The organism is Bradyrhizobium semiaridum, assembly GCF_020329505.1.
In the GTDB taxonomy this organism is placed as follows: domain Bacteria; phylum Pseudomonadota; class Alphaproteobacteria; order Rhizobiales; family Xanthobacteraceae; genus Bradyrhizobium; species Bradyrhizobium semiaridum.
This window is the reverse complement of record NZ_JAGKJJ010000045.1, coordinates 1-24,013: the sequence shown is the minus strand read 5'-3', so window position 1 is coordinate 24,013 and position 24,013 is coordinate 1. Positions and strand designations below refer to the sequence as shown.

General features: G+C 66.4%; 21 protein-coding genes. 14 read left to right on the top strand and 7 right to left on the bottom strand.

Features of this window, described 5'->3' with window-relative positions:
• Positions 1-112: 112 nt before the first annotated feature.
• Positions 113-559, top strand: coding sequence for a c-type cytochrome (locus J6500_RS30100; RefSeq protein WP_225716328.1), 447 nt, complete (start codon positions 113-115; stop codon positions 557-559).
• Between the two features lie 167 nt (positions 560-726).
• Here J6500_RS30100 and J6500_RS30095 read toward each other — a convergent pair whose 3' ends face one another.
• On the bottom strand, positions 727-1,149 hold the full coding sequence (locus J6500_RS30095) for a CHRD domain-containing protein (protein WP_225716327.1): 423 nt from the start codon (positions 1,147-1,149) through the stop codon (positions 727-729).
• Positions 1,150-1,316: 167 nt separating this feature from the next.
• Here J6500_RS30095 and J6500_RS30090 point away from each other — a divergent pair, with 167 nt between their 5' ends.
• Complete coding sequence (locus J6500_RS30090) at positions 1,317-2,246, top strand: c-type cytochrome (protein WP_225716326.1); 930 nt, start codon at positions 1,317-1,319, stop codon at positions 2,244-2,246.
• 276 nt (positions 2,247-2,522) lie between these two features.
• On the opposite strand, the gene J6500_RS30085 is transcribed toward J6500_RS30090, so the two are convergent.
• Positions 2,523-2,768: an Lrp/AsnC ligand binding domain-containing protein gene (locus tag J6500_RS30085; protein ID WP_211988925.1), complete on the bottom strand. Its 246-nt coding sequence runs from the start codon at positions 2,766-2,768 to the stop codon at positions 2,523-2,525.
• A gap of 188 nt (positions 2,769-2,956) precedes the next feature.
• Between J6500_RS30085 and thiD the strand changes: the two genes are divergently transcribed.
• The 4 genes from thiD (at position 2,957) to J6500_RS30065 (ending at position 7,073) form a co-directional block, all read left to right on the top strand.
• Complete coding sequence (thiD, locus tag J6500_RS30080; RefSeq protein WP_225716325.1) at positions 2,957-3,754, top strand: bifunctional hydroxymethylpyrimidine kinase/phosphomethylpyrimidine kinase; 798 nt, start codon at positions 2,957-2,959, stop codon at positions 3,752-3,754.
• Between the two features lie 386 nt (positions 3,755-4,140).
• Positions 4,141-4,953 carry a UDP-2,3-diacylglucosamine diphosphatase gene (locus J6500_RS30075; protein ID WP_225716324.1) on the top strand — a complete coding sequence of 271 codons (813 nt, stop codon included), beginning with the start codon at positions 4,141-4,143 and terminating at the stop codon, positions 4,951-4,953.
• Positions 4,950-6,041 carry a glycosyltransferase family 4 protein gene (locus tag J6500_RS30070; RefSeq protein ID WP_225716323.1) on the top strand — a complete coding sequence of 364 codons (1,092 nt, stop codon included), beginning with the start codon at positions 4,950-4,952 and terminating at the stop codon, positions 6,039-6,041. The genes J6500_RS30075 and J6500_RS30070 overlap by 4 nt, the downstream gene beginning before the upstream one ends.
• A 42-nt stretch (positions 6,042-6,083) precedes the next feature.
• Positions 6,084-7,073: a threonine/serine dehydratase family protein gene (locus tag J6500_RS30065; RefSeq protein ID WP_225716322.1), complete on the top strand. Its 990-nt coding sequence runs from the start codon at positions 6,084-6,086 to the stop codon at positions 7,071-7,073.
• A 113-nt stretch (positions 7,074-7,186) separates the two neighbouring features.
• On the opposite strand, the gene J6500_RS30060 is transcribed toward J6500_RS30065, so the two are convergent.
• Positions 7,187-8,470, bottom strand: coding sequence for a hypothetical protein (locus tag J6500_RS30060; protein WP_225716321.1), 1,284 nt, complete (start codon positions 8,468-8,470; stop codon positions 7,187-7,189).
• 75 nt (positions 8,471-8,545) lie between these two features.
• On the opposite strand from J6500_RS30060, the gene J6500_RS30055 reads away from it, so the two are divergent.
• Positions 8,546-9,748, top strand: a complete 1,203-nt coding sequence (locus J6500_RS30055; protein ID WP_225716320.1) for an MFS transporter — start codon at positions 8,546-8,548, stop codon at positions 9,746-9,748.
• A 125-nt stretch (positions 9,749-9,873) separates the two neighbouring features.
• On the opposite strand, the gene dgcA is transcribed toward J6500_RS30055, so the two are convergent.
• Positions 9,874-10,875, bottom strand: coding sequence for an N-acetyl-D-Glu racemase DgcA (gene dgcA, locus J6500_RS30050; RefSeq protein ID WP_225716319.1), 1,002 nt, complete (start codon positions 10,873-10,875; stop codon positions 9,874-9,876).
• Positions 10,876-11,008: 133 nt separating this feature from the next.
• Here dgcA and J6500_RS30045 point away from each other — a divergent pair, with 133 nt between their 5' ends.
• The 3 genes from J6500_RS30045 to J6500_RS30035 all read left to right on the top strand — a co-directional run bounded on the left by J6500_RS30045 (position 11,009) and on the right by J6500_RS30035 (position 13,885).
• The gene (locus J6500_RS30045; RefSeq protein WP_225716333.1) at positions 11,009-12,142 is read left to right on the top strand and encodes an MlaE family ABC transporter permease; all 1,134 of its coding nucleotides are present in this window, start codon (positions 11,009-11,011) and stop codon (positions 12,140-12,142) included.
• Between the two features lie 2 nt (positions 12,143-12,144).
• On the top strand, positions 12,145-12,909 hold the full coding sequence (locus J6500_RS30040) for an ABC transporter ATP-binding protein (protein ID WP_225716318.1): 765 nt from the start codon (positions 12,145-12,147) through the stop codon (positions 12,907-12,909).
• Between the two features lie 109 nt (positions 12,910-13,018).
• A complete protein-coding gene (locus tag J6500_RS30035) occupies positions 13,019-13,885 on the top strand; it encodes an MlaD family protein (protein ID WP_225716317.1) in 867 nt (288 codons plus the stop codon).
• An 808-nt stretch (positions 13,886-14,693) separates the two neighbouring features.
• Here the strand turns inward: J6500_RS30035 and J6500_RS30030 are convergent.
• Entirely contained in the window at positions 14,694-19,880 is a 5,187-nt protein-coding gene (locus J6500_RS30030; RefSeq protein WP_376707875.1) for an apolipoprotein A-IV repeat region-like domain-containing protein, read from the bottom strand.
• Positions 19,881-20,258: 378 nt separating this feature from the next.
• Here J6500_RS30030 and J6500_RS30025 point away from each other — a divergent pair, with 378 nt between their 5' ends.
• On the top strand, positions 20,259-20,636 hold the full coding sequence (locus J6500_RS30025; RefSeq protein ID WP_225716316.1) for an Hpt domain-containing protein: 378 nt from the start codon (positions 20,259-20,261) through the stop codon (positions 20,634-20,636).
• Positions 20,637-20,761: 125 nt separating this feature from the next.
• Positions 20,762-21,082: a 2Fe-2S iron-sulfur cluster-binding protein gene (locus tag J6500_RS30020; protein ID WP_225716315.1), complete on the top strand. Its 321-nt coding sequence runs from the start codon at positions 20,762-20,764 to the stop codon at positions 21,080-21,082.
• A 4-nt stretch (positions 21,083-21,086) separates the two neighbouring features.
• Here the strand turns inward: J6500_RS30020 and J6500_RS30015 are convergent, their stop codons facing one another.
• The gene (locus J6500_RS30015; protein WP_225716314.1) at positions 21,087-21,548 is read right to left on the bottom strand and encodes an acyl-CoA thioesterase; all 462 of its coding nucleotides are present in this window, start codon (positions 21,546-21,548) and stop codon (positions 21,087-21,089) included.
• Positions 21,549-21,712: 164 nt separating this feature from the next.
• Between J6500_RS30015 and J6500_RS30010 the strand changes: the two genes are divergently transcribed.
• Complete coding sequence (locus tag J6500_RS30010; RefSeq protein WP_225716313.1) at positions 21,713-22,741, top strand: NAD(P)/FAD-dependent oxidoreductase; 1,029 nt, start codon at positions 21,713-21,715, stop codon at positions 22,739-22,741.
• Between the two features lie 125 nt (positions 22,742-22,866).
• Positions 22,867-23,439: a DUF2147 domain-containing protein gene (locus tag J6500_RS30005; RefSeq protein WP_225716312.1), complete on the top strand. Its 573-nt coding sequence runs from the start codon at positions 22,867-22,869 to the stop codon at positions 23,437-23,439.
• Positions 23,440-23,715: 276 nt separating this feature from the next.
• On the opposite strand, the gene J6500_RS30000 is transcribed toward J6500_RS30005, so the two are convergent.
• Positions 23,716-24,013, bottom strand: a 298-nt coding sequence (locus J6500_RS30000) for an integrase core domain-containing protein (RefSeq protein WP_225716311.1), incomplete at its 5' end; no start/stop codon positions are given.

Here is a 24,013-nt window from a genome sequence, read left to right as displayed (position 1 = left end):
GTCTCTGATAAGATGTCGCAGGCGGGATGAAGGTCCCGCCTGCGGTGTTTGCAAACAAGGCCGGCCAACGACCTCGCGAGCCGGGACATAACGAAACTGAGGGGATATGCCGATGAAGCGGATCGTGATCGTTGCTGCGGTGCTTGCGTTCAGTGCCGGTGCTGTCGTTGCACAGCAGGACCAGGCCAAGAAGACCCAGGCCATGATGAAGGACAACGGCAAGAACGCGGGCGCGCTGGCCGCGATCATTAAGGGCGAGAAGCCCTACGACCAGGCGACCGTCGATGCTGCGCTGGCGCAGTTCGATGAGACAGCCAAGGCGCTTCCGACGCTGTTCCCGGAGAGCCTCAAGGGCGCCAAGCTGGATGGCGACTACGCCCCTTCGCCGAAGATCTGGGAGGACAAGGCCGGCTTCGCGCAGCACGCGGCCAGCTTTGGCAAGGCCGTCACCGAGGCCAAGGGCAAGATCAAGGATGTCGATACGCTGAAGGCCGAGCTCGGTGTCATCGGCAAGCAGTGCGGCGGCTGCCACGAGACTTACCGCATCAAGAAGAGCTGACGTTTTTCTGCACGCGGATCGCGACCGACCTTGCGTGGCGCGGCATCGGGAAACGAGAAAGGGCGGACGCCGCGAAGCGTCCGCCCTTTTCGTTGTGCCAGACTTTTTCTTGTTGGAATGAGGTCGCGTGAGCTACGTCGCGTGACCTCCATCGTCAGCGTGGCCGCTTACTTGGTGACCTGGCCGCGGATTTCGCCGCCCGGGTTCGCCGCGGTGTGGATGTTGACGTAGTACTTGCCGGCGAGGAGATCGGCGGCCTGCGCGTCGGTCAGCGTCGCGCTGCCCTCGACCGGGCTCGACGTCGCATTCGGGATCGCAACCGCGACGCCGGCATTCTTGCCGGCCTCGGCAGGCCCGTGGAAATGTGCCGCGGTGGCGGGGCCGGTGAGGCCGGTATAGGTCACCTTCCAGCTCAGCTTCTTGGTGGCGGCGTCGTAGTCGATGTCGGCCGTGCCGGTGGCGGTGCTGGCATTCGCCGGCACTTCGGATTTGGCATCCAGCGTCGCCTTCAGCTTCTCGGCGAAGGCCGGGCCGGCGAATGCAATCGCGGCGCCCAGCGTCAGTGTGGCAAGCAAGGTCTTGTTCGTCATGGTGCTCTCCCTTTTGATGTCACTGGATGGTTTCAGTCTTCAAACAGCGGTTTTGCCGGTTTATTCCCAAGATCATCGAGGAAGGCGCGAAATTTGATGCGAGCTTGTGCGGCCGGTTTTCGATCATACTGGTTGATGCGGTGTAGCGCCCAATGACGGATCAGTGAATGCTGCGACGAATTCTCCTTCTGGCCATTGTGGCCGGTATCGCCGGGTTCGGCGTGTTCTGGTGGCTGACCATCCCCGCAACCATTGCCGCGAGCGCGCTGCCCGCGCATCAGCCCGATCTCGCCAACGGTCAGGAGATGTTCAACGCGGGCGGCTGTTCCTCGTGCCATGCGGTGCCGAAGCAGGACGACCGATTGAAGCTTGGTGGCGGGCTCGCGATCGGCTCGCCGTTCGGCACGTTCTATGCGCCGAACATCTCGCCCGATCCGAACGACGGCATCGGCCGCTGGAGCGAGGCCGACTTCGTCAACGCCGTCATGAAGGGAACCTCGCCGGCGGGAACGCATGTCTTCCCGGCGTTTCCCTATACCTCGTACCAGCACGCCAGGATCAGCGACGTGCGCGACCTGTTCGCCTATCTGAAGACTTTGCCCGCGGTGTCCGGCAAGGTGCCCGATCACGATGTGCCGTTCCCGTTCAACATCCGCCGCACGATCGGCATCTGGAAGCTGCTGTTCATGGACGACAAGCCGCTGGTCGCGGATGCGAGCCGTTCGGCGCAGTGGAATCGCGGCGACTATCTCGTCAACAGCTTTGGCCATTGCGCCGAGTGCCACAGCCCGCGCAATGTCCTCGGCGGCATCATCGCGGCGCAGCGCTTTGCCGGCGGCCCGAATCCGGAGGGCGAGGGCTGGGTGCCCAACATCACGCAGAAGCGGATGTCGGACTGGAGCGCGAAGGATATTTCCTACTTCCTGGAAAGCGGGCAGACGCCGGACGGCGACAGCGCCGGCGGCGCGATGGTGCGCGTGATCAAGAACACCTCGCAGCTCACGGCGCAGGATCGCGACGCGATCGCCGAGTACATCAAATCGCTGCCGCCGGTCGACGGACCGCCGCGGCCGAAGAAACCGGAGAAGGAGTCGTAGAGCGCTGCAGCTCTCCGATAAGCCTACGGCGTGCACATATCTGGCGCGACGGCTTACAAGTCAGGAAGGCACCAATGGATCGGTTCCCTCCCCCCTTGCGGGGGAGGGTTAGGGAGAGGGGTAAGCCGCGCGGACGGTGTTTGTGGCTTACCCCTCTCTCCAACTCTCCCCCGCAAGGGGGGGAGAGAGCCCTGCCACCTCCCGTGCGGCCCTTAGCAAAATCGGCCCAAATGAAATGTGTGCATACCTTAGCCCATAGGCAGAGGTGAGAAGCAGCTAGCGGCCGCCGAAGGCCTTGAAGGTGATGATGGTGAGCGTGTCCTGGATGCCCGGGATCACCTGAACCTTCTCATTGATGAAGTGGCCGATATCGGTGTCGTGGTCGACATAGAACTTGACCAGGAGATCGTAATTGCCCGCGGTGGAATAGATCTCCGATGCGATCTCGGCCTCCGCCAGCGCGTTGGCGACGGTGTAGGATTGGCCGAGCTTGCACTTGATCTGGACGAAGAAGGGAACCATCGCTTTGTCTCCGGAGAATTGCCGACAATAGGCCAAAAACGGACGGCCGTGGCAAGGCTAAGTGGAGGTCAGGGGCGCGCTCGACCGCGGCGCCAAGTCACGGCAAATCCAGCCGAACTTGCTGCCGATGGGCTTCCCGCGCTAGGACAGGCCATGACCCCGTTTCCACCCACTCCTTGCGCCCCGTCATGACTCCGGTCGCGCTCACCATTGCCGGCTCGGATTCCTCCGGCGGCGCCGGCATCCAGGCCGACCTGAAGAGCTTTGCCGCGTGCGGCGTCTACGGCGCTTCCGTCATCACGGCGCTGACCGCGCAGAACACCAAGGGGGTCACCGGCATCCATCCGGTCCCGGCCGACTTCGTCACCGCGCAGATCGACGCCGTGTTCTCCGACCTTGCGGTCGGCGCGGTGAAGATCGGCATGGTGGCGCAGGCCGAGACCATCGCGGCGATCGCCGACGGCCTGACGCGCTGGGCGCCGCGCCATGTCGTGCTCGACCCCGTGATGGTCGCGACCTCAGGCGACCGGCTGCTCGCGGCCGAGGCAGTCGATGCGCTCCGGACCCGGCTGTTTCCGCTGGCATCGCTGATCACGCCGAACCTGCCGGAGACGGCGGCGCTGCTGAACGAGACGACCGCGGAGAGCGAGGCCGATGTCGAAGCGCATGGGAAGCGATTGCTGGCGATGGGATGCCGCGCGGTGCTGGTCAAGGGCGGCCACGGCCATGGCGCCGACAGCATCGACTATCTGATCGACGGCGAGCGCAGCATCGCGCTGGCAGCGCCGCGGATCGCGACGGCGAATACGCACGGCACCGGGTGCTCGCTGTCGTCGGCGATCGCAGCGGGCCTTGCGAAGGGCGAAGACATGGAGACCGCGGTGCGCAACGCCAAGGCCTGGATCACGCAAGCGATCGCCGAGGCCGATCGCTTCGCCGTCGGCCACGGCCACGGCCCTGTGCATCATTTCCACAAGTATTACTGAAGCTCCCGTAGCCCGGATGAAGCGCAGCGCAATCCGGGGCCGGGCCATCCGCTGATGCAGCGGCCCCGGATGACGCTCCGCTCATCCGGGCTAACCACCGTCATTGCGAGGAGCGAGAGCGACGAGGCAATCGATCGCTCCGCGTGTGCGGACAGATGGATTGCTTCGCTTCGCTAGCAATGACGGTGGCTGTTGTCCCATCGCGTTACATCAGCAACACATCGCCATGTTCCGCACAGCGACGGGCCGCCATGTCGCCAGATTGTCGCATGCGGCTGTTATCCGCAGTGAAGGGGCGTGCAACCGATTCTCGTTAACTGTTTGTGGGGCCTTGGGTCGCGGGGATCGTCATCGCCTTGTCATAGGAATCTGTTAGGTGCACCGGCATGGGAAGCGACTCCTCGAGTGAAGAAAGCCCCGAGCGGCGCTTTCGCACTTTGTTTATCTCCGATGTCCATCTCGGAGCCCGCGGCTCGCAAGCCGATCGCCTGCTCGACTTCCTCCGCACCCACGATGCCGACACGATCTATCTCGTAGGCGATATCGTCGACGGCTGGGCGCTGAAGTCGAACTGGTACTGGCCACAGACCCACAACGATTTCGTGCAGAAGATGCTGCGCAAGGCGCGCAAGGGCGCCAAGGTGATCTACGTCCCGGGCAACCACGACGAGTTCCTGCGCAAATATTACGGCACGCATTTCGGCGGCATCGATGTGGTGGAGAACACTGTCCACACCGGCGCCGACGGCAAGCGCTATCTCGTGATCCACGGCGACATCTTCGATCTCGTGGTGCAGAACGCGCGCTGGCTCGCCCATCTCGGCGACAAGGCCTACGACTTCGCGATCCAGATGAACCGCTTCGTCAACTTCTTCCGCAAGATGTTCGGCGTGCCGTACTGGTCGCTGTCGCAATGGGCCAAGCTGAAGGTCAAGAAGGCGGTGAACTATATCGGCGCGTTCGAATCGACGTTGGCCGGCGAGGCGCGCCGCCACGGCTGCGACGGCGTGATCTGCGGCCACATCCACTACGCGACGATCCATGACGAGCACGGCATCCGCTACATGAATTGCGGCGACTGGGTCGAGAGCTGCACCGCGCTCGCCGAGCACGAGGACGGCCGCTTCGAGATCATCACCTGGACCGATCCGGTGCGCCGTGTGACGCCGGTGCCGCGGGTCACGGCACGCGCTGCATGACGCATATCCTGGTCGCGACCGATGCGTGGCATCCCCAGGTCAACGGGGTTGTCCGCACGCTGACCATGATGGCGCAGGCGGCGAAGTCGCTCGGCGTCGAGGTGAGTTTCCTGACGCCGGATTCGTTCCGCACCTTTGCGATGCCGAGCTATCGCGATCTCCGGCTGGCGCTGCCGGATCAGGCCAAGGTCGCCAGCCTGATCGAGGTCGCCAAGCCCGACAGCATCCACATCGCGACCGAAGGTCCGATCGGGCTTGCGGTCCGCCGCTACTGCCGCAAGCGCAGCCTGCCGTTCACCACCAGCTTCCACACCCGCTTCCCCGAATATGTCTCGGCGCGAACGCCGATCCCCGAAGGCTGGGTCTGGCGCGCGCTGCGCTGGTTCCACCGGCCGAGCCAGGCGGTGATGGCGGCGACGCCGGCGCTGGCGGCCGAACTGCGCCAGCGCGGCTTCCGCAACGTCGTGCTGTGGTCGCGCGGCGTCGACACCGCGATGTTCCATCCGCGCGACGTCGATCTCTGCCTGCCGCAGCCGGTCTATCTCAGCGTTGGCCGGGTGGCGGTGGAGAAGAATCTCGAGGCGTTCCTCGATCTCGATTTGCCGGGCACCAAGGTGGTGGTCGGCGACGGTCCGGCCCGGCTGGCGCTGGAGCGGAAATATCCCGAGGCGGTGTTCCTCGGCGCCCGCCATGGCGAGGAACTGGCCGAGATCTATGCCGCCGCCGACGTGTTCGTGTTCCCGAGCCGGACCGACACGTTCGGCCTGGTGCTGCTGGAGGCGCTGGCCAGCGGCCTGCCGGTTGCCGCTTTTCCGGTCACCGGTCCGAGCGACGTGATCGGCTCCGCGCCGGTCGGCGTGCTCGACGAGGATCTGCGCCAGGCCTGCCTGGAGGCGCTCAGCATCTCGCGGCAGGCCTGCGTCGATTTCGCCGCGCTCCACACTTGGCAGGCCTCGGCCCGGGTGTTCATCGACCGCTGCATGAATGTCCGCCCCGTGCCGCCCGACGGCGAGGGGGAGGCGATCGAGTTCGGCGCCGAAAAGCACCATTTTGCCGCCCTGCCGGCCACCCAGCCCACACCAAGATAATGCGTCTTGCCGGGCCGTCCGCCGCCGCGATACAAATTGCGGATGACGGACACCGCTCTCAATCCACCCGTCGCTGCCGCGGACATCGACGCCGCCGCAAGGGTGGTCGCGCCGTTCGCGGTGCGCACGCCGCTCTTGACCTTCCCCGTCCTCGACGAACGGGTCGGCACCAAGGTCTTCCTGAAACCCGAGATGCTGCAGCGGACCGGATCGTTCAAGTTCCGCGGCGCTTTCAACAAGCTCGCCTCGATCCCGCAGGACAAGCGCGGCGGCGGCGTGGTCGCGTTCTCCTCGGGCAATCATGCCCAGGGCGTCGCAGCCGCGGCAAAGATCCTCAACATGCAGGCGACCATCGTGATGCCGGCGGACTCGCCGCTGACAAAGCGCGAGCGCACCAAATCCTATGGCGCCGAGGTCGTGCTGTACGATCGCGACCGCGACGATCGCGAGGCGATCGCCAACGGCATCGCCGGCAAGCGCGGCGCAACGCTGGTGCGGCCCTATGACGATCCGTTCGTGATCGCAGGCCAGGGCACGGCCGGCCGCGAGATCGCCGAGGACATGGCGGCGCTCGGGCTCACCCCCGACATCGTGGTTGCGCCGGCCTCCGGCGGCGGTCTGATCGCGGGCGTCGCCACCGCGGTGAAGACGAGATTTCCGCAGGCGCAGGTGATCGTCGCCGAGCCTTCGGGCTATGACGATCACGCGCTGTCGCTGAAGGCCGGGCATCGCGAGGCGCATCCGGTCGCCGCGCGCACCATCTGCGATGCGCTGATGGCGATGATGCCGGGCGAGCTCACCTTCGCCATCAACAGCAAGCTGCTCGCGGCCGGCGTCAATGCGACCGATGACGAAGTCGGTGCCGCGGTCGCCTTTGCCTATCGCGAGCTGAAGCTGGTGGTCGAGCCCGGCGGCGCGATCGGGCTCGCCGCGCTGCTGGCGGGACGGATCGACGTCAAGGACAAGAACGTCGTGATCGTGCTCTCGGGCGGCAATGTCGATGCCGACTTGTTTGCGAAGCTGGTGGCCTGAGCTCCATTCGCGTCTCGTCATTGCCGGGCGTGACCCGGCAATCCATCAAGCAACAAGTGTCCTTTGATGGATGCGCGGGTCAAGCCGCGCATGACGAGTTGGGTTTGCGGCGATCACGAGAAGAACGCGATCTTCTCGCTCTGGCTCATGCGGCGGATCGGCGCCAGCGGATCGTTGGCCGCGAGGATCGGCCGCTTGACGAGGCCGCTCGCGATGATGCTCGATCCCAGCGAGATCTCGGCATTCGGCTCGGGCGCAGCTTCGGCGCGAACCGGCGAAGCAGGCGGGCTCACGGGCGCTTCCACGGTCCGCGCGGCGGCCATCGGCGCGCCGACTGGCTGCAGGACGCGCGCAGGCCGGGCGACGTGCACCGGTTCCGGCATCCGCATGGGCTCGGGCGCCGATACCGCCATGTCCGGCTCGGCGGCCATCGCCTCGGCGACGCGCAGTTCCTTCGCGGCGCGAATCTCCTCGGCAATCGCCTCTTCGTCGATCGGATCGGGCGCGCCCATCTCCGCCGCGATCAGGTCGAGCACGGCTTCGTCCTGCGCGTCGGCCGCGGCCTTCTCGGTGACGCGGGCGAGCTCGGCGGCTTCGGCTTCCGCCGGCGCTGCCTCGGCTCTGGCCAGCGCAGTGTCGTCAGGCGAAGGCAAGTCCGCCTCGGCGGCCGCAGGCGCGACGAATTCGGACGCAGGCATTGGCTCAGCGGCGTCCTGAGCCGGTGGCGGCTCGGCCGTCACGGCATCGGAAGCCGCGCTTGCGGCCGCCGGCGGCGGCGAGGGCGCAGGCGCAGCCGGCTCCGCGACCGCGGCCTCGGCTACATCGGGCTCCGCGGCCGTGACCGCCTCGTCCGCATTGAACTCGGCGAGCCGGCGCGTCAGCGTCGCGAAGGCGGCATCGAGCACGCCCTTGGCCTCGTCCATCGAGAGCCGGGCGGCACCGGCCTCGATCGCGCTGACCTGCGAATCGATGATGTCGCAGATCCTTCCGTCATTGCCGATCTCGCGCAGCCGCCAGGAGATTTCCCGAATCACCCGCACGCCCTTGCGCACCGGCGCCAGCGTCTGCTCGAAGCTCACGCCGTCGAGGGCCGCAAGCGCGGAGGCCTGGGCGGACTCGATGACGCCGCGCAGGGCGCCCAGCACCTGTTCCAGTTGCTCGTCCCGACAGGCGTCCGCGGCGGCCTTGCGCTGCGCGGCAAGGCTTTCCTCGATCCGCGCCACGGCGTCGAGCACCATGCGGGTATCGGCATTGCGGTTGCGTTTGGCATACTCGCCGAGGAACCAGCGGCCCCGCGAGGTCTCCATGAAGGCCTCGCTGATCGCGGCATAGTCCTCCTCGCTCGGCTGGGCCGCGCGGGCGGAAATCGGCGACAGGGCGAATGCTTCTTCGGCCATAACAATCTCTCCGCGCAAATCACTGCGCGTTACGCTAACGATCACCACGATATCGCGCGAATCGCAATTGAATTGATGTCTTCCGAATCACAAATCCCCATCGCGGCCAAAGTTGCATCGCGGCGATTCGCTGCGCGGCTCGCGGCGTTCTATGCCACGCTGTTCGGCGTGACCGGGGTCCAGCTGCCGTTCTTCACGGTGTGGCTGAAGGCGATCGGCATCGACGCCACCTGGATCGGCATCATCACGGCGGTGCCGCCGGTGACGCGCTTCACCGTGCTGCCGATGGTGACGGCTGCGGCGGAACGGCGCCAGATGCTGCGCGGCGCGATCATCGCCACGGCCTTCGCCACCGCGCTCGGCTTCGCGCTGGTCGGTACCCAGCACCAGCCGTTCCTCGTGCTCGCACTCTACGCGCTGACCTGCTGCGTGTGGACGCCGATGGTGCCGCTGACCGACGCCTATGCGCTGCGCGGCGTCCGGCAGTACGGCCTCAATTACGGACCGTTGCGGCTGTGGGGCTCCGCTGCCTTCGTGGTCTGCGCGCTCATCAGCGGGCTGTTGCTCGGCTACGTCGCCGAGATTCATCTGATCTGGATCATCACGGCGGTGACCGTGATCGGCGCGCTGGTCAGCCTGACGCTGCAGCCGCTGCAACGTCCAAAGGCCGCAGCGGCGCCGGCGGCCGGCGCGCGCAAGCTGCTGCGCGATCCGGCCTTCCTCGCCATTATCGTGACGTCGGCGCTGATCCAGAGCAGCCACTCCGCCTATTACATCTTCGCCTCGATCGCCTGGCAGCAGGCCGGCCTCAACGGCCTCACGATCGCCGGCCTCTGGGTGCTCGGCGTCGTCGCCGAGATCGTGCTGTTCGCGCTGTCGCCGCGCTTCACGCTGCCGCCTGCCATTCTGGTGGTGGTCGCGGCTGCGAGCGCGGTGGCGCGCTGGAGCATCACCGCGCAGGATCCGCCGCTGCCGATCCTCGCAATCGTGCAGCTCGGGCATGGGCTGACCTTCGGGCTGACCCAGGTCGGCATCATGGGACTGATGGTGCATCACGTGCCCGCGCACATCATGGCGCGCGGGCAGGGCTATCTGGCGGCCTGCGGCGGCATCGTCGCGAGCACGACGTCGATCCTCTGCGGCATGGTCTATGCGCGCTACGGGCTCGGTGCCTATTACATGATGGCGGCGATGGCCGGTACAGGCGGGCTCGCGATGTGGCTGGCGCGCAAGCGATTCACAGCGACTTCAAGCGAAGCGGGTCCCGGCTCGCGCTAAAGCGCGATGAGATTTGATCGAATCGTCATCGCGCTTTAGCTCTTTGTTTGAGCATGATCTTTTCGGAAAACCGCGCCGCACTTTTCCGGATCATGCTTTAGGAAAACGCGTCAAGGAAAGAGCCATCAGCCCCATAGCGCGGCGTCCGGCGGATAGACCAGGCTGCCCGCATAGCGCAGGCCGTGGTCGCGGTCGCGCGCCAGCAGCAGCGGGCCGTCGAGATCGACGAAGCGCGCAGCTTGCGCGATCAGCATCGCCGGCGCCATCGACAGCGAGGTCGCGACCATGCAGCCGATCATGATCTCGAAGCCGAGCGCGCCAGCGGCGTCCGCCATCGCCAGCGCCTCAGTCAGCCCGCCGGTCTTGTCGAGCTTGATGTTGACGGCGTCATAGCGGCCGCGCAGCGCTTCGAGCGAGGCGCGGTCGTGCACGCTCTCGTCGGCGCACACCATCACCGGCCGCTCGATCCGCGCCAGCGCCTCGTCCTTGCCGGCCGGCAGCGGCTGCTCGATCAGCGTGACGCCGGCATCGGCGCAGGCCTTGAGATTGGCGGCGAGGTTATCTTCGGTCCACGCCTCGTTGGCATCGACCATCAGTTCGGATGCAGGTGCCGCCTTGCGCACCGCGGCGATCCGCGCCGCATCGCCCTCGCCACCGAGCTTGATCTTGAGCAGTGCGCGGTGCGCGGCTTTCGCGGTGGCCTCGGCCATCGCCTCCGCTGGTCCGAGCGAAATCGTATAGGCAGTGGTGCGGGGCTCCGGCGCGGGCCGGCCGAGCAACTGCCAGATGCGCGCGCCGGCGCGCTTGGCCTCGAGGTCCGCCAGCGCGCAGTCCAGCGCGTTGCGGGCCGCACCGGCGGGCATCGCGGCCTGCAAGGCGTTGCGGTCGATTCCGCTGGCGAGCGGTGCCTGCATCGCCTGGATCGCCGACAGCGCCGCCTCCGGCGTCTCGCCATAGCGCGGATAGGGCACGCATTCGCCGCGGCCGGTGACGCCGTCCTGGCTGACCTCGGCCACCACGACCACGGCTTCGGTCTTGGTGCCGCGGCTGATCGTGAAGCTGCCCGCGATCGGCCAGCGCTCGATCCGCGCCACCAAAGAAACAGCTCGGGATGGGATGGAAGTCATTTTAAAGTCTACTATTTCCTGAACCGTATGCCTTGCGGGGCGAAGCCAACTATGGCTGGTTAGTGACAGATTCGACAAGTCGATCCGGCCGGTGCCGGATAGAACTGCCAGCCGGGCCAAGGGGGTGGCAACATTGAGCGGCGACCCGACACTGGAGCGGATAGCCCAAGGCGAGGGACTGGCATTGTGCGCGGCGGGCGACTGGACCGCCCGCTTTGCCCCCGCACTAGAACGCATCGTCTCCGACGCCGAGAAGCTGCGCGGCAGTCGGCCGCATATCTTCATCGACGTCTCCCAGGTCGCAAGCCTCGATACGTTCGGCGCCTGGCTGATCGAGCGGCTGCGCCGCAGCCTCAGCGACGCCTCGGCGGAAGCCAAGATCGCGGGCCTCTCCGCCAACTATTCCAGCCTGGTGGACGAGGTCAGCCGCGTCGGCGCCGCGCCCAAGGCCGACAATGACACGCTGTCGATCACCGCCATGCTGGAGCAGATCGGCCGCGTCGTGGTCGGAATCGGCGGCACCGTCGTCAGCCTGGTCGACATGCTCGGCGCGGTGCTGGCCGCATCCGGCAAGGTGCTGATCCGTCCGCGCAGCTTCCGCCTGACCTCGACGGTGCACCACCTCGAGCAGGTGTGCTGGCGCGCGGTGCCGATCGTGGTGCTGATCACCTTCCTGATCGGCTGCATCATCTCGCAGCAGGGCATCTTCCATTTCCGCAGGTTCGGCGCCGACATCTTCGTCGTCGACATGCTCGGCGTGCTGGTGCTGCGCGAGATCGGCGTGCTCCTGGTCGCGATCATGGTCGCGGGCCGCTCCGGCTCGGCCTATACCGCCGAACTCGGCTCGATGAAGATGCGCGAGGAGATCGACGCGCTGCGCACCATGGGGTTCGATCCGATCGAGGTGCTGGTCTTGCCGCGCATGCTCGCGCTGGTGCTGGCGCTGCCGATCCTGGCCTTTCTCGGCGCGATGGCCGCGCTCTATGGCGGCGGCCTGGTGGCGTGGCTCTACGGCGGCGTCGATCCGGAAGCCTTCCTGCTCCGCCTTCGTGACGCCATATCGATCGACCATTTCATCGTCGGCCTGGTCAAGGCGCCGGTGATGGCCGCGGTGATCGGCATCGTCGCCTGCGTCGAGGGGCTTGCGGTGCAGGGTTCGGCGGAATCGCTCGGACAGCACACCACCTCGTCGGTGGTGAAGGGGATCTTCTTCGTGATCGTGATGGACGGCGTGTTCGCGATCTTCTTCGCCTCGATCGGGATGTGACGATGGCGGAGCAGGAGGCCATCATCCGCGTCCGCGACGTCACGGTGCAATTCGGCAAGACCCGCGTGCTCGACGCCCTCAGTCTCGATGTGAAGCGCGGCGAGATCCTCGGCTTCGTCGGTCCGTCGGGCGCCGGCAAGTCGGTGCTGACGCGCACCATCATCGGCCTCGTGCCGAAGGTCGCCGGTCGCATCGAGGTGTTCGGCATCGATCTTGATGCTGCCAATTCGGCGCAGCGCCGCGCGGTCGAGCGGCGCTGGGGCGTGCTGTTCCAGCAGGGCGCGCTGTTCTCCTCACTCACGGTGCGGCAGAACATCCAGTTTCCGGTGCGCGAATACTTACGCATCTCGCAGCGGCTACTCGACGAGATCGTGGCGGCCAAGCTCGCGATGGTCGGGCTGAAGCCGGAGGTCGCCGACCGCTATCCGTCGGAACTGTCGGGCGGCATGATCAAACGCGTCGCGCTGGCGCGCGCGCTCGCGCTCGATCCCGAACTGGTGTTTCTCGACGAGCCGACCTCGGGCCTCGATCCGATCGGCGCCGGCGATTTCGACGAGCTGGTGCGCACCCTGCAGCGCACTTTGGGGCTGACCGTTTTCATGGTAACCCACGACCTCGACAGTCTTTACACCGCGTGCGACCGTGTTGCTGTTTTAGGGAACGGTAAGATCATTGCTGCAGGATCGATCGCCGACATGAAGGCATCGCAGCATCCGTGGCTGCAGCAATATTTCAACGGCAAGCGCGCCCGCGCCGTTGTGGCATAGCGCATGATCCCACAACGCGGAGGCCGGTTTTCCGACCAGATCATGTGCCAACAGGGAGTTCGACGGGCGGTCGGGCAGCTGCGCTGCGCGAGGGCCTAGGAAGCAATCGATGGAAACCCGGGCGAACTACGTCCTGATCGGGGCCTTCACGCTGGCGGTGATCGCGGCCGCGTTTGGCTTCGTGCTCTGGTTCCAGAGCCTGCACACCACCAAGCAGCGCAGCCCGTTGCGGGTGGTCTTCGAGGGCCCGGCCTCCGGCCTGCGCAATGGCGGCAATGTCAATTTCAATGGTATCCGAATAGGGGAAGTGATCTCCGTCAAGCTCGACAATCCGCGGCGCGTGGTAGCGCTGGCGATGATCGAGAACAACGCCCCGATCCGCAAGGACACCGTCGTCGGCCTCGAATTCCAGGGCCTCACTGGCGTCGCCGCGATCTCGCTGAAGGGCGGCGAGGAGGCCGCCCCGCCGGTGCCGCTGGACGAGGACGGCATCCCGGTGCTGACCGCCGACCCCAACGCGCTGCAGGACGTCACCGAGGCGATCCGTGCCACCTTGCAAAACGTCAACCGCATCGTCGCCGACAATCAGCAGTCGGTGAAGAATTCGCTGAAGAACCTCGAGACCTTCACCCAGGCGCTGGCCCGCAATTCCGAGAAGATCGACAACGTCATGCTCAAGGTTGACGGCGTGATGAGCAAGGCCGACAGCCTGATGCTCGGACTGGATACCATCGCCGGGGGAAAGAATGGCGGCGAACTCAATCAGATGGTGAAGTCGATCCGCGACCTCGCCGAGGATCTCGACAAGCGCTCCGGCGCGCTGATCGCCGACGGCCGCCGCACGCTCTCCGACATCAGCCGCGCGGTGAACAACTTTGATCGTAACCCGAGCCGCGTGATCTTCGGCGGAAGCAACAACGCCGCACCCGAGCCGGCGCCGGCACCGGTCGCGCCAGGGCCGCGGCGGCGGCAGTAGCGCGGCGAATGGTGAGTAGCGAATAGCGAATAGCTTTTCCCCAGCTGCCAGTCCCGTCATTGCAGGGAGCGAAGCGACGAAGCAATCCAGCGCGCCGCACATACGGACCGATCGGGCTCGCGTTCGCGAGACTCGTTGGCCCGTAATGACCGGGGTCGACACTGTCGCGCTACGGTCGAGGTCGGCCGTAGCTGCAGCCCAAACAAAAACGGAGGCCGTTCGGCCTCCGTTTTTCATTCGCTATTCGCTACTCGCTATTCGCCGGACTCACCCCAGCCGTCCCGCTGCGTGCGCCAGCAGCGTGTACACCAGCCCGGTCTCCGAGGTCAGGTGGCTGCGCAGCTCCTGCTGGCCGCGGCCGTCGCGGGCGACTTCGTCGAGCAGGCGCTCGAACTCGGCGATGTAGCGGTCAACGGTCTGCTTGAAGCCGCGGTCGGAGCGGTACTTGCGCGCCACTTCGTCGAACGCCTTCTGGCCGGCCGGCGTGTAGAGGCGCTTGGAGAACGCCTTGTCCTCGCCGCGCTGATAGCGATCCCACATCTCGGCGGCGAGGTTGCGGTCCATCAGCCGGGCGATGTCGAGCGACAGCGACTCCAGCGGATTGGCGGCGGCCTGCGGCTGCGGGCGGGGCCGCGCAGCCTCGCGGCTCGGCTGCGGCGGTGGTGCGTCGCTGCGGTTGAGCAGGTCGGACAGCCAGCCGTCGCGGCCGTTGTCGGGGCCCGCCGGGCTGACCGGCGGCGCCTCGGTGCGGCGCGAGGTCGGCATGCCCAGGTCGGGTGGCGGCAGCGTCGACGCGCTGTTGCCGTTGTCACGCATGCCGGTATCGCGCATCCGTACCTCGTTGCGGCCGCCGGCGGCAGCCATCAGCGGCTCCTCCTGGCGAACGCTGCGGCCGGCGCTGACCACGTCGAGGCCGCGGCCGTGATGCGCCACGATGCGGTTGAGCTCGGCCAGCGCCTCGATCTGGTCGACGATCACCTTGCGCATCTGCGCGGTGTTCTCGGCAGCCTCCTGCGGCATCTCCAGCACGCCGCGGCGCAGCTCGTTGCGGGTGGCCTCGAGCTCGGCGTGCATCTCGCGCCGCCGAGCCGGCACCGGCGGTCTCCGCCACCACGCGGGCGATGTCGCGGGCACGCTCTTCGGCCGCGGCCAGCGATTCATCCAGCAGTCCGGTGAAGCGCGACAGCCGCTGGTCGAGATCGGTGGTGCGCAGGTCGATGGTGGTGACCAGCGCTTCCAGCGCCGACTTGCGCTCGTTGACCGAAGCCGTCGTCGAGCGGTTGGCCTGCTCGACCGTGGCAGCCGCCTCGATCAGCGCCTTGCCATGGGTCTCGAACTGGGTCGACAGCTCGCCGAGGTCCTCCAGCGCCTTGCTGGTCTTGCTGTTGAACACCGTGAGCTGGTCTTCCAGCGTCTGGGTTGCGACGCCGTTGCGCGAGGTGACGTCGTTCATGGCGGACACGAAGTCGGCGACGCGGGTCACCAGTGCGCGTTCCAGCGAGTTGAGGTTGTCGTGGGCGCCGGTCAGCACCTCCTGCAGCAGGATGTTGCCCTCGCGCAGCCGCTCGAACAGCGCCACCGTGTCGGTGCGCAGGATCTTGCTGGTCTCCTGCATCTCGGTGACGGCCGAGATCGAGACCTGGCGCGACTGGTCGATCGCCGCGCGCGAGGCCTGCTCGAGGTCCTTGAGCGACTTCGCCACCGCGCCGGTCGCCTGGTCGCCGGCCGTGGTGATGTTGCGCGCGACATCGTTGCCCTGCGCCGCCATCGACTGCGAGAACGCCATGCCGCGGTTTTCGATCGCCTTCAGCGCATCCGCGGTGGCGCGATCGATGTCCGTCGCGAGCTGCGTGGTCTTGACGGTCAGCGCCTCGACCAGGGCGCCGCGGCGGCCGTCGACCATCTGCGACAGCCGGTCGGCCTGCTGCGCCACATAGGTGACGATCTCGTCGGTCTTGCCGGTCATCGCCGAGCCGAACGCGCTCGAGGCCGACAGCACCGCACGTTCGATGTCGGCCGCGGTGGTCTTGACCTTGGTCGAGACCTCGCTGGACATGCTGACCAGCGCCGCCTGCGCATTCTGCGCCGAGGTCTGGATGTTGTCGGTGGTCTTGGCCGTGACCGCGCTGAGTGCGCGCTCGATATCGGTCGAGAGCACGCGGATCTGGTTGACGGCGTCGCCCGAGGTTGCCGCGAACAGGCTCTGCGCCTCGCGGGCGTTGCCGAGGATGGTCTGGGCGGCCTCCGCGCTGCTGGTGGTCAGCGAACGCTCGATCTCGCTGGAGATCTCGCGGATCTGGCTTGCCGCCTCGCTGGCGGTCGCCGTGAACGAGGTCTGGGCCTCGCGGGCGCTGCCGAGGATGGTCTGCGCCGTGTTGGTGCCGACCGCGGTCAGCGTGCGCTCGATATCGACCGCGAGCGACTTGATGTGGTTGGCAGCTTCCGACGAGGCGCCGATCAGGGTGTTCTGCGCCTCGCGGGCGCCGGCGGTCAGCATTTCGGCGGTGCCGTTGCCGGCCATCGACAGCGAGCGCTGGATGTCGGCGGCGAGCGCCGCCACCTTGGTCGCGGCCTCGGTGGAGGTGTCGACCAGCGTGGTCTGGGCCTCGCGCGCACCTGATGTGATCGCTTCGGCGGTGGCCGAACCGGCCATCGACAGCGAACGCTCCATGTCGGCCGCCAGCGAGCGGACCAGGTCGGCAGCCTCGGTGGAGGCGCTGGCCAGCGTGCTTTGGGCCTGGCGGGCGCTCGACACGACGGATTCCGCAGTGGCGGTGCCGGCCGTCGAGAGCGAATGCTGCACGTCGGCAACGAGCGTACGCACCAGGTTCGCGGCTTCCGTGGATGCGCCGGTGAGCGTGGACTGGGCCTCGCGGGCGCTGGTCACGATCGCTTCCGCGGTGGCTGAGCCGGCGAGCGACAGCGAGCGTTCGACGTCGCTGGTGAGCGACTTGACCTGGCCCGTGACGTCGGTCGATGTCGAGATCAGCGTGGTCTGGGCCTCGCGGGCGCCGCTCATGATGGCTTCCGCGGTGGCCGTGCCGGCCATCGACAGCGAATGCTCGATGTCGGCGGCCAGCGACTTGACCTGGCTCGCGGCGTCGTTGGAGGCGGACACCAGCGTCGTCTGCGCCTCGCGGGCGCCGGTCATGATGGCTTCGGCGGTCGCCGTGCCGGTCATCGACAGCGAACGCTCGATGTCGGCGGCCAGCGACTTGACCTGGCTCGCGGCGTCGGCGGAGGCCGACACCAGCGTGGTCTGCGCCTCGCGCGCGCCCGCCAGCACCGAGGCGGCGGTGGCGGTTCCTGCAGCCTGCAGCGTGCGCTCGACATCCTCCGACAGCGACTTGATCTGCGAGGCGACGTCGCCCGAAGCGGAGACCAGCGAGGCCTGGGCGTCGCGGGCGCTGGTGAGGATCGCGTTGGCGGCGCTGGTGCCGACCGCGGTCAGCACGCCTTCGACCTCGGCCGAGCTCAGCTTGAGCTGTGCGCCGACGTCCGAAGACACGGAGAGCAGTGCCTGCTGCGCCGTGCGGGCGCCGGTCTGGATGGTCTCGCTGGTGTTGACCACGAGGTTGGTGAGCGAGCGCTCGGCGTCCTCGACATGCGACTTGATGCTCGACGACAGCAATTCGGCGCGCGACATCAGATCTTCGCTGGCCTGGCGGCCGGAGCTCTCGATGCGACCGGCGACCGCCTCGACGCGCGAACCGAGCAGGTCCTCGAACTGCGCGACGCGGGTGTCGATGTCGTTGGCAACCGCGCCGACGCGGCTCTCGATGCCCTGCTGGATGTCGGCAAAGCGCGCCGAGATGGTGTCGGTGAGGTGCGCGCTGCGGCCGTTGATGGTGTCGGCGAGCCGCACGCTGTGCCCGTCGATGGTTTCGGTGACGTTGTTGATGCGGTGATCGACCGCGGCGATCGCCTGCACGGTGCCCTCGGTCAGCGTCGTGGTGAGCAGGCCGAGCCGCGAGTCGATCGACTGGATCGCCTGGGCGGCGCCTTCGGTGAGCGAGGTCGCGAGCGTGCCGAGGCGGCCGTCGATGGTATCGGTGACCGACTTCGCGCGGCTGTCGAAGGTGACCTCGAGGGTCTTGAGCCGGCCGTCGATGGTGGCGTCCAGCGACTTCAGGCGGTTGTCGAGCGCGCTGTCGAGCGTCGACAGATGGCCGCTGAGCGAGGTGTCCAGCGAGCCGATCTTGGTGGCGAGCGAGGAATCGAAGGTCGAGAGCTTGTCGTTCAGCGAGGCGTCGAGGTTGGTGACGCGGCTGCCGAGCGTGGTCTCGAACTGCAGCAGGCGCTGGTCGAGCGAGGCGGTGATCTGGCCGCTGTTCGAGGTCACGCGATGGTCGAAGGTGTCGACATAGGTCTTCAGGCTCTCGGCGATGTCCTGGGTGCGCTGGCCCATGCGCTCGACGATGTCGCCGCCGAAGGTCTTCACGGTGCGGTCGAATTCCGAGATGTGGCGGGTGATCAGCGCCCCGAGCGTGCCGGAGTCGCGGGCGAACTTCTCGGCGAGCTCGGCGCCGTGGTCCTTCACCAGTTCGTCGAACGCGCTCATCTGCAGCGACAGCGAGTCGTGCGCGGTCTCGGTCTGGCTCACCACCTTGGCGACCAGCGAATTGACGGTGACGTCGAGCGCTTCGCTCGCCTTGTCGCCGCTGGTCATGATCTGGTTGGCGAGGCGGTTGCCGGCGTCGTCGATCTTGCTGATCAGGTCGTTGCTGCGCAGCTCGAGCTCGAGCAGCAGCGAATCGCCGGAGTTCTTCAGGCTATCGTGGACCTGCTCGGTGCGGTCGGAGATGCCGTCGATGATGGTCGCCGAACGCTGCTCGAACTCGCCGGTGATGCGGTCGATGCGCTCGTTGAGCAGTTCGTGGACGCGGTCGGCGAGGTCGACGAATTCGTCATGGACATGGCCGGTCTTGAAGTTGAGGCTGGTGGTCAGCCGCTCGGAGGCCTCGAGCACGGCGCGCGTGGTCTCGGAGCTGGCTTCCTCGAGGCGATCGAGCAGGTCGCCGCCGCGCTCGCCGAGCGCGAGGATCATGTTGTCGCCGGCATGGCTCAGTGCGGTGGTGATGTGCTGGCCGCGCTCCTCCAGCGCGCTGGTGATGCTCTTGGCGACCTCGTCGACGCGCGAGGCGATCGCATCCGAGATCAGCGCGATGTCGTGGCGCAGGTCGATCTGCACGCCGGAAATCGCGCTGCGCACCTGCTCGGCCTGGCCGACCAGGTTGTCGCGCTGATGGGCGATGTCCTGCAGCAGCGCGCGGATGCGCACCTCGTTGTCGGAATAGGCGCGCTCCAGCGCCGCGACCTCATTGGCGACGAGGGATTCGAGTTCGCCGGCGCGCGCGATCGCGCGCTCGACGCCATCGCCCATCGCCGCGACCTCGCGGCGGATCGCCTGGCCGACCGTGACCATGGAATCGGCGGCGGCGTTTTCCGGCTCGGAGAAGCGGATCGCGACCTGCGCCATCGATTGCGCGATCATCTGCATGCGCTGACCGTGCGAGGCGAGGCTGGCGAGATAGTAGAACAGCAGCACCGGCACGGCGAACAGCACGGCGAGGCCGGCGAGCACCAGCGCGCCGGTGCCCTGGGCCATCGAGGCCTGCAGCGACGGCCAGAACGCGATCGTCAGGATCAGGCCGCCGAGCAGCCAGGCGCCGGAGCAGATGAAGAACAGCGTGAAGGCGTTGCGCGCGGGACGGCCGCTCTGCAACGCTTGCAGCATCTGGCCGATGGTCGCGCGATCGTCGTTGGCGGCACGACGCGGGCTGCGCGGCTCCTCGGGCTGGAATGCCGGGGTAGGATGGGGCTCGAACGGCGAGGCGGCGAAATCGGGCGCTGCCGGCGGAAGATTCGGCGGCGCGGCGCCGTCTTTGGCGGTGCTGCGGTTCTCCGCGGCCTGTTCGCTGATGTTGAGGGCTTCCTGAATGGCAGAAAGCGCGACTTCGGTGGGATCTTTGACCTTCTTTGGTGTGTTCGCCATGTTCAGTCTGAGCCCTCTCACTTTTTACGCGTCGGCGAGCCTGCCTGCGTCCCCCGCAAGCTCGAAGCCGGTGCCCACAGCGGAAGGCAAGCGCCCCCCTCGGCGGCTTGTCCGCTACATCCGCAAACATCCTATTGGCTGAGCGATGCGAATGAAATGCTTGCGATTAATACTTTCTTAATCATCGTTAACAGCTTTGCGCCATAAGGCCTTATGGGTACTCAAAATTCCCGCCCTATTCCGCCGATTGTGACGGGAAATTGTCCGGAATCGGGCGAATTTGCCGACGATCCCGACAATAATCCGTTAACCAGTTTCATGATTGGCTGGGCCCAACAATCCGTCCGGACGCACCGGCGGACACCACGGGGACAGGCCATGCCGCTTCACGTCGACCGGATCGAATGGACGCAATCGCCGCCGCTCGCGCCTGGCGATGGCCCGATCGACCTCGACCACCTCCAGCGCATGACCCTTGGCGACGCCGGCCTCGAGCGGGAGGTGCTGGCGATGTTCTCGACCCAGTCCGTCCGGATCCTCGGCGAACTGGCGGTCCTGCCGGCCGAGGCGGGACAGCACGCCCATACCCTCAAGGGATCGGCGCGCGCGATCGGCGCCTTCGTGGTGGCGGAAGCCGCCGCCCGGCTGGAAACCGCGCTTTCGGCCGGTTCCGACCCCTCCCAGCCGCTCGCCGCGCTCGGCGCCGCGATTGCCGAGACCCGCGCGGCGATCGAGCTGATCCTTCGCCGGTCTTGAGGCACCCGAAATCCACCGGCAGGTTTTCGATCCCCGCCCGCTAGCGCTGTGCGGGTCGACCCGTTATAGGGACTGCCGGGGACCTTCCATCTATTGTCCGGCATACTCCGGCAGCACGAGCGATCATGGCCAAAATCCACTTTGTCGACCATTCCGGCGAGAAACGCACCATTGAGATCGAGAACGGCGCGACCGTCATGGAAGGGGCGATCCGCAACGCGATCCCGGGCATCGAAGCCGAATGCGGCGGCGCCTGCGCCTGCGCGACCTGCCACGTCTACGTCGACGAAGCCTGGCGCGAGAAGGTCGGTGCGCCCTCGCCGATGGAAGAGGACATGCTCGACTTCGGTTTCGACGTGCGGCCGAACTCCCGCCTGTCGTGCCAGATCAAGGTCACCGACGATCTCGACGGGCTCGTGGTGACGACGCCCGAGCGGCAGGCCTAGAGTCTTAGTCCGCGTCCGGATTGACCCCGCGGCGTACCCAGCGCCGAAAGTTCTCCTTGACCTCGGCCGGCAGCGGCGTCGGCCGACGCGTCGCTTCATCGATCATTACGGTGATCGCCTTCGCCGATGCCACGCAGCGGCCTTCCGAGAACACCACCTGGTCGAAGGTGGTCGACGTCCGCCCGAACTTGACGAGACCGAGGCCGAGCTCGATCTGGCCCGGCCAGTGCAGCTCGGCGCGGAAATGGATGTCGAGGCGCACCATGATCCAGCCGAGCCCGGGCGGCATCAGCCCCATGCTGCGGTCCTTCACCAGCGTGACGCGGCCGGTCTCGAAATAGCTGGCATAGACCGCGTTGTTGACGTGCCCGTTGGGGTCGAGATCGGCAAAGCGCACATTGTCCGAAAGCCGATAGGGGAAGTCTTCCAGGCGCGGCGCATCGTCGGCGCGGGCAGGGGCGTTCACGAGGGGATCTCCGTCAGTTTGCCGTCCATACAGCCGAGTTGTCGAGGCTCGGCAAGGGGTTGCCGCGCCGCCCTCTACCCCTATTATGCATGTCCCGATCCGGCATCCCCGGGCTGGACTGGCGAGATGCCGTCCCAGCCGATTTCAAACGAAAAGAAGCGGATATGAGCGAAGTGATCAAAACCGATGTGCTGATTATTGGCGCGGGCCCGTGCGGACTGTTCGCCGTGTTCGAACTCGGCCTGCTCGACATGAAGGCGCATCTGGTCGACATCCTCGACAAGATCGGCGGCCAGTGCGCGGAGCTCTATCCGGAGAAGCCGATCTACGACATTCCCGGCATTCCCTTCGTCACCGGCCAGGGCCTCACCGATCAGCTGATGGAGCAGATCAAGCCGTTCCACCCGACCTTCCATCTCAACGAGATGGTTGAGACGATCGAGAAGATCGGCGATCCCCTGTTCCGCGTGAAGACCGATGCCGGCAAGGAGTTCGAATGCAAGGTGGTGGTGATCTCGGCCGGCGGCGGCTCGTTCCAGCCGAAGCGGCCGCCGGTGCCCGGCATCGAGGCCTTTGAGGGCACCTCGGTGTTCTATGCCGTGCGCAAGATGGAGCAGTTCCGCGACAAGAGCATTTTGATCGTCGGCGGCGGCGACTCCGCGCTGGACTGGACGCTCAACCTGCATCCGATCGCAAAGCGGATCACGCTGCTGCACCGGCGCGACGATTTCCGCGCGGCGCCGCACAGCGTCGAGCAGATGCGAGCGCTGGTCGCCGGCGGCAAGATGGATCTGAGGATCGGTCAGGTCACCGAGCTCGAAGGCGCCAGCGGCCAGGTCTCCGCTGCTCACGTCAAGGGCAACGACAATGCGATGAGCAAGGTCGAGTGCGATACGATCCTGCCGTTCTTCGGCCTCACCATGAAGCTCGGCCCGGTCGCCAATTGGGGCGTGGCGCTGGAGAACAACCTGGTCCCGGTCGACACTGCGGCGTTCGAGACCAACGTGCCGGGCATCTTCGCGATCGGCGACATCAACACCTATCCGGGCAAGCTGAAGCTGATCCTGTCTGGCTTCCACGAGGGCGCGCTGATGGCGCAGAAGGCGCACCGCTACGTCTATCCGGACAAGCGGCTGGTGTTCCAGTACACGACATCGTCATCGAGCCTGCAGAAGAAGCTCGGAGTGAACTGATTTCGCCCGAATTGCGGCCCATGCTTGCGCCACGATGGTTTTCCGCCGTGGCGCAGGTACTTTCATACGTCGCGAAATGGCCCTAGAGTCCGGGGGTTGGTTTGTCGATTGATCAGGTGATGATGATGCGGAACACGCTATCGAAACTTCGGCTGATCGTTGCGATCGCTGCGGCTTGCACTGTCGCGGCCATCGTCGCGGCTCCGGCCGCGGAGCCGTCCGCGGCGGGCCTCTGGCAGAAGACCGAGGACGGCAAGCCGGAGGGCTGGTTCCTGGTGATCGATCACAGCGGCATCTACGAAGGCGTGATCGCCAAGATCTTTGCCGACCCCGGCGAGCCGCCGAATCCGATCTGCTCGAAATGCACCGATGACCGCAAGAACGCGCCCTGGCTCGGGCTGTCCTTCATCCGCGACATGAAGCGCGAGGGCCTGAAATACGAGAACGGCAACGTGCTCGATCCGCGCGACGGCAAGGTCTACAAGGCCAAGATGACGCTGAGCGCCGACGGCCAGACGCTGACGATGCGCGGCTATCTCGGCATCTCCTGGCTCGGCAAGGACGAGGTCTGGACCCGGCTGCCGGACAGCGCGATGGCCCAGCTCGATCCCGCAATCGTCGCGAAGTACCTGCCGGCACAGGCCGCGGCGGTGAAGCAGCCACCCGCGCCGGCGTCGCTGCCGGCGAAGAAGCGCTAAGGTCAATCGCAGACATGCCGCCAACGACGGCTGCAAGCGCTCGTCACTGATCAAGACGCCCGATGCATGCTGCGCCCCGCAAGGTTTATCATTTCAGGGGACTGGAAGTCTCATCATGACGAGAAACTCCCGCCGTAGCATGGGCACTCCACGTCCCGAGCGACGACCGCTTGTGAGCCTTTGAGTAGTCGCGGCAGGCCTCCGGGGACGCCTGCCGGAGCTCCGCTAAGGACGGAACTGGACACCGGCGCACCACGAGGCAATGTCGGCTAAGGGCTAGCTGTGGAGCCTCAAGAGGTTATTCCCGGCCATGTCGAGCCTGCTGATGGGTGGCCTTGAGCCGATACTGCCATGAGGACGATGCCAGTTGTAGCGGTGAAGCCATCGAGGCAACTCCGCTGCTCGTTCCTGAGAAGTGTTGTAGGCCTGCGCGTAAGCCCATTCTCGTAGGCTGGTTTGAATGAAGCGCTCAGCCTTGCCATTAGTCTTTGGCGTGTAGGGCTTGGTGCGGATGTGCTTGAGGCCGAGGCGCTTGCAGGCCTTCTGGAAGGCGAAGGATTTGTAACAGGCGCCG

Excerpts from the sequence above, each read along its gene's own strand:
- J6500_RS30070 (WP_225716323.1), top strand. The coding sequence starts at position 4,950 with ATGACGCATATCCTGGTCGCGACCGATGCGTGGCATCCCCAGGTCAAC.
- J6500_RS30100 (WP_225716328.1), top strand. The coding sequence starts at position 113 with ATGAAGCGGATCGTGATCGTTGCTGCGGTGCTTGCGTTCAGTGCCGGT.
- J6500_RS30085 (WP_211988925.1), bottom strand. The coding sequence starts at position 2,768 with ATGGTTCCCTTCTTCGTCCAGATCAAGTGCAAGCTCGGCCAATCCTAC.
- thiD (WP_225716325.1), top strand. The coding sequence starts at position 2,957 with ATGACTCCGGTCGCGCTCACCATTGCCGGCTCGGATTCCTCCGGCGGC.
- J6500_RS30095 (WP_225716327.1), bottom strand. The coding sequence starts at position 1,149 with ATGACGAACAAGACCTTGCTTGCCACACTGACGCTGGGCGCCGCGATT.
- J6500_RS30040 (WP_225716318.1), top strand. The coding sequence starts at position 12,145 with ATGGCGGAGCAGGAGGCCATCATCCGCGTCCGCGACGTCACGGTGCAA.
- J6500_RS30010 (WP_225716313.1), top strand. The coding sequence starts at position 21,713 with ATGAGCGAAGTGATCAAAACCGATGTGCTGATTATTGGCGCGGGCCCG.
- J6500_RS30055 (WP_225716320.1), top strand. The coding sequence starts at position 8,546 with ATGTCTTCCGAATCACAAATCCCCATCGCGGCCAAAGTTGCATCGCGG.
- J6500_RS30075 (WP_225716324.1), top strand. The coding sequence starts at position 4,141 with ATGGGAAGCGACTCCTCGAGTGAAGAAAGCCCCGAGCGGCGCTTTCGC.
- J6500_RS30065 (WP_225716322.1), top strand. The coding sequence starts at position 6,084 with ATGACGGACACCGCTCTCAATCCACCCGTCGCTGCCGCGGACATCGAC.
- J6500_RS30025 (WP_225716316.1), top strand. The coding sequence starts at position 20,259 with ATGCCGCTTCACGTCGACCGGATCGAATGGACGCAATCGCCGCCGCTC.
- J6500_RS30060 (WP_225716321.1), bottom strand. The coding sequence starts at position 8,470 with ATGGCCGAAGAAGCATTCGCCCTGTCGCCGATTTCCGCCCGCGCGGCC.
- J6500_RS30005 (WP_225716312.1), top strand. The coding sequence starts at position 22,867 with ATGCGGAACACGCTATCGAAACTTCGGCTGATCGTTGCGATCGCTGCG.
- J6500_RS30090 (WP_225716326.1), top strand. The coding sequence starts at position 1,317 with ATGCTGCGACGAATTCTCCTTCTGGCCATTGTGGCCGGTATCGCCGGG.
- dgcA (WP_225716319.1), bottom strand. The coding sequence starts at position 10,875 with ATGACTTCCATCCCATCCCGAGCTGTTTCTTTGGTGGCGCGGATCGAG.
- J6500_RS30030 (WP_376707875.1), bottom strand. The coding sequence starts at position 19,880 with ATGGCGAACACACCAAAGAAGGTCAAAGATCCCACCGAAGTCGCGCTT.
- J6500_RS30020 (WP_225716315.1), top strand. The coding sequence starts at position 20,762 with ATGGCCAAAATCCACTTTGTCGACCATTCCGGCGAGAAACGCACCATT.
- J6500_RS30035 (WP_225716317.1), top strand. The coding sequence starts at position 13,019 with ATGGAAACCCGGGCGAACTACGTCCTGATCGGGGCCTTCACGCTGGCG.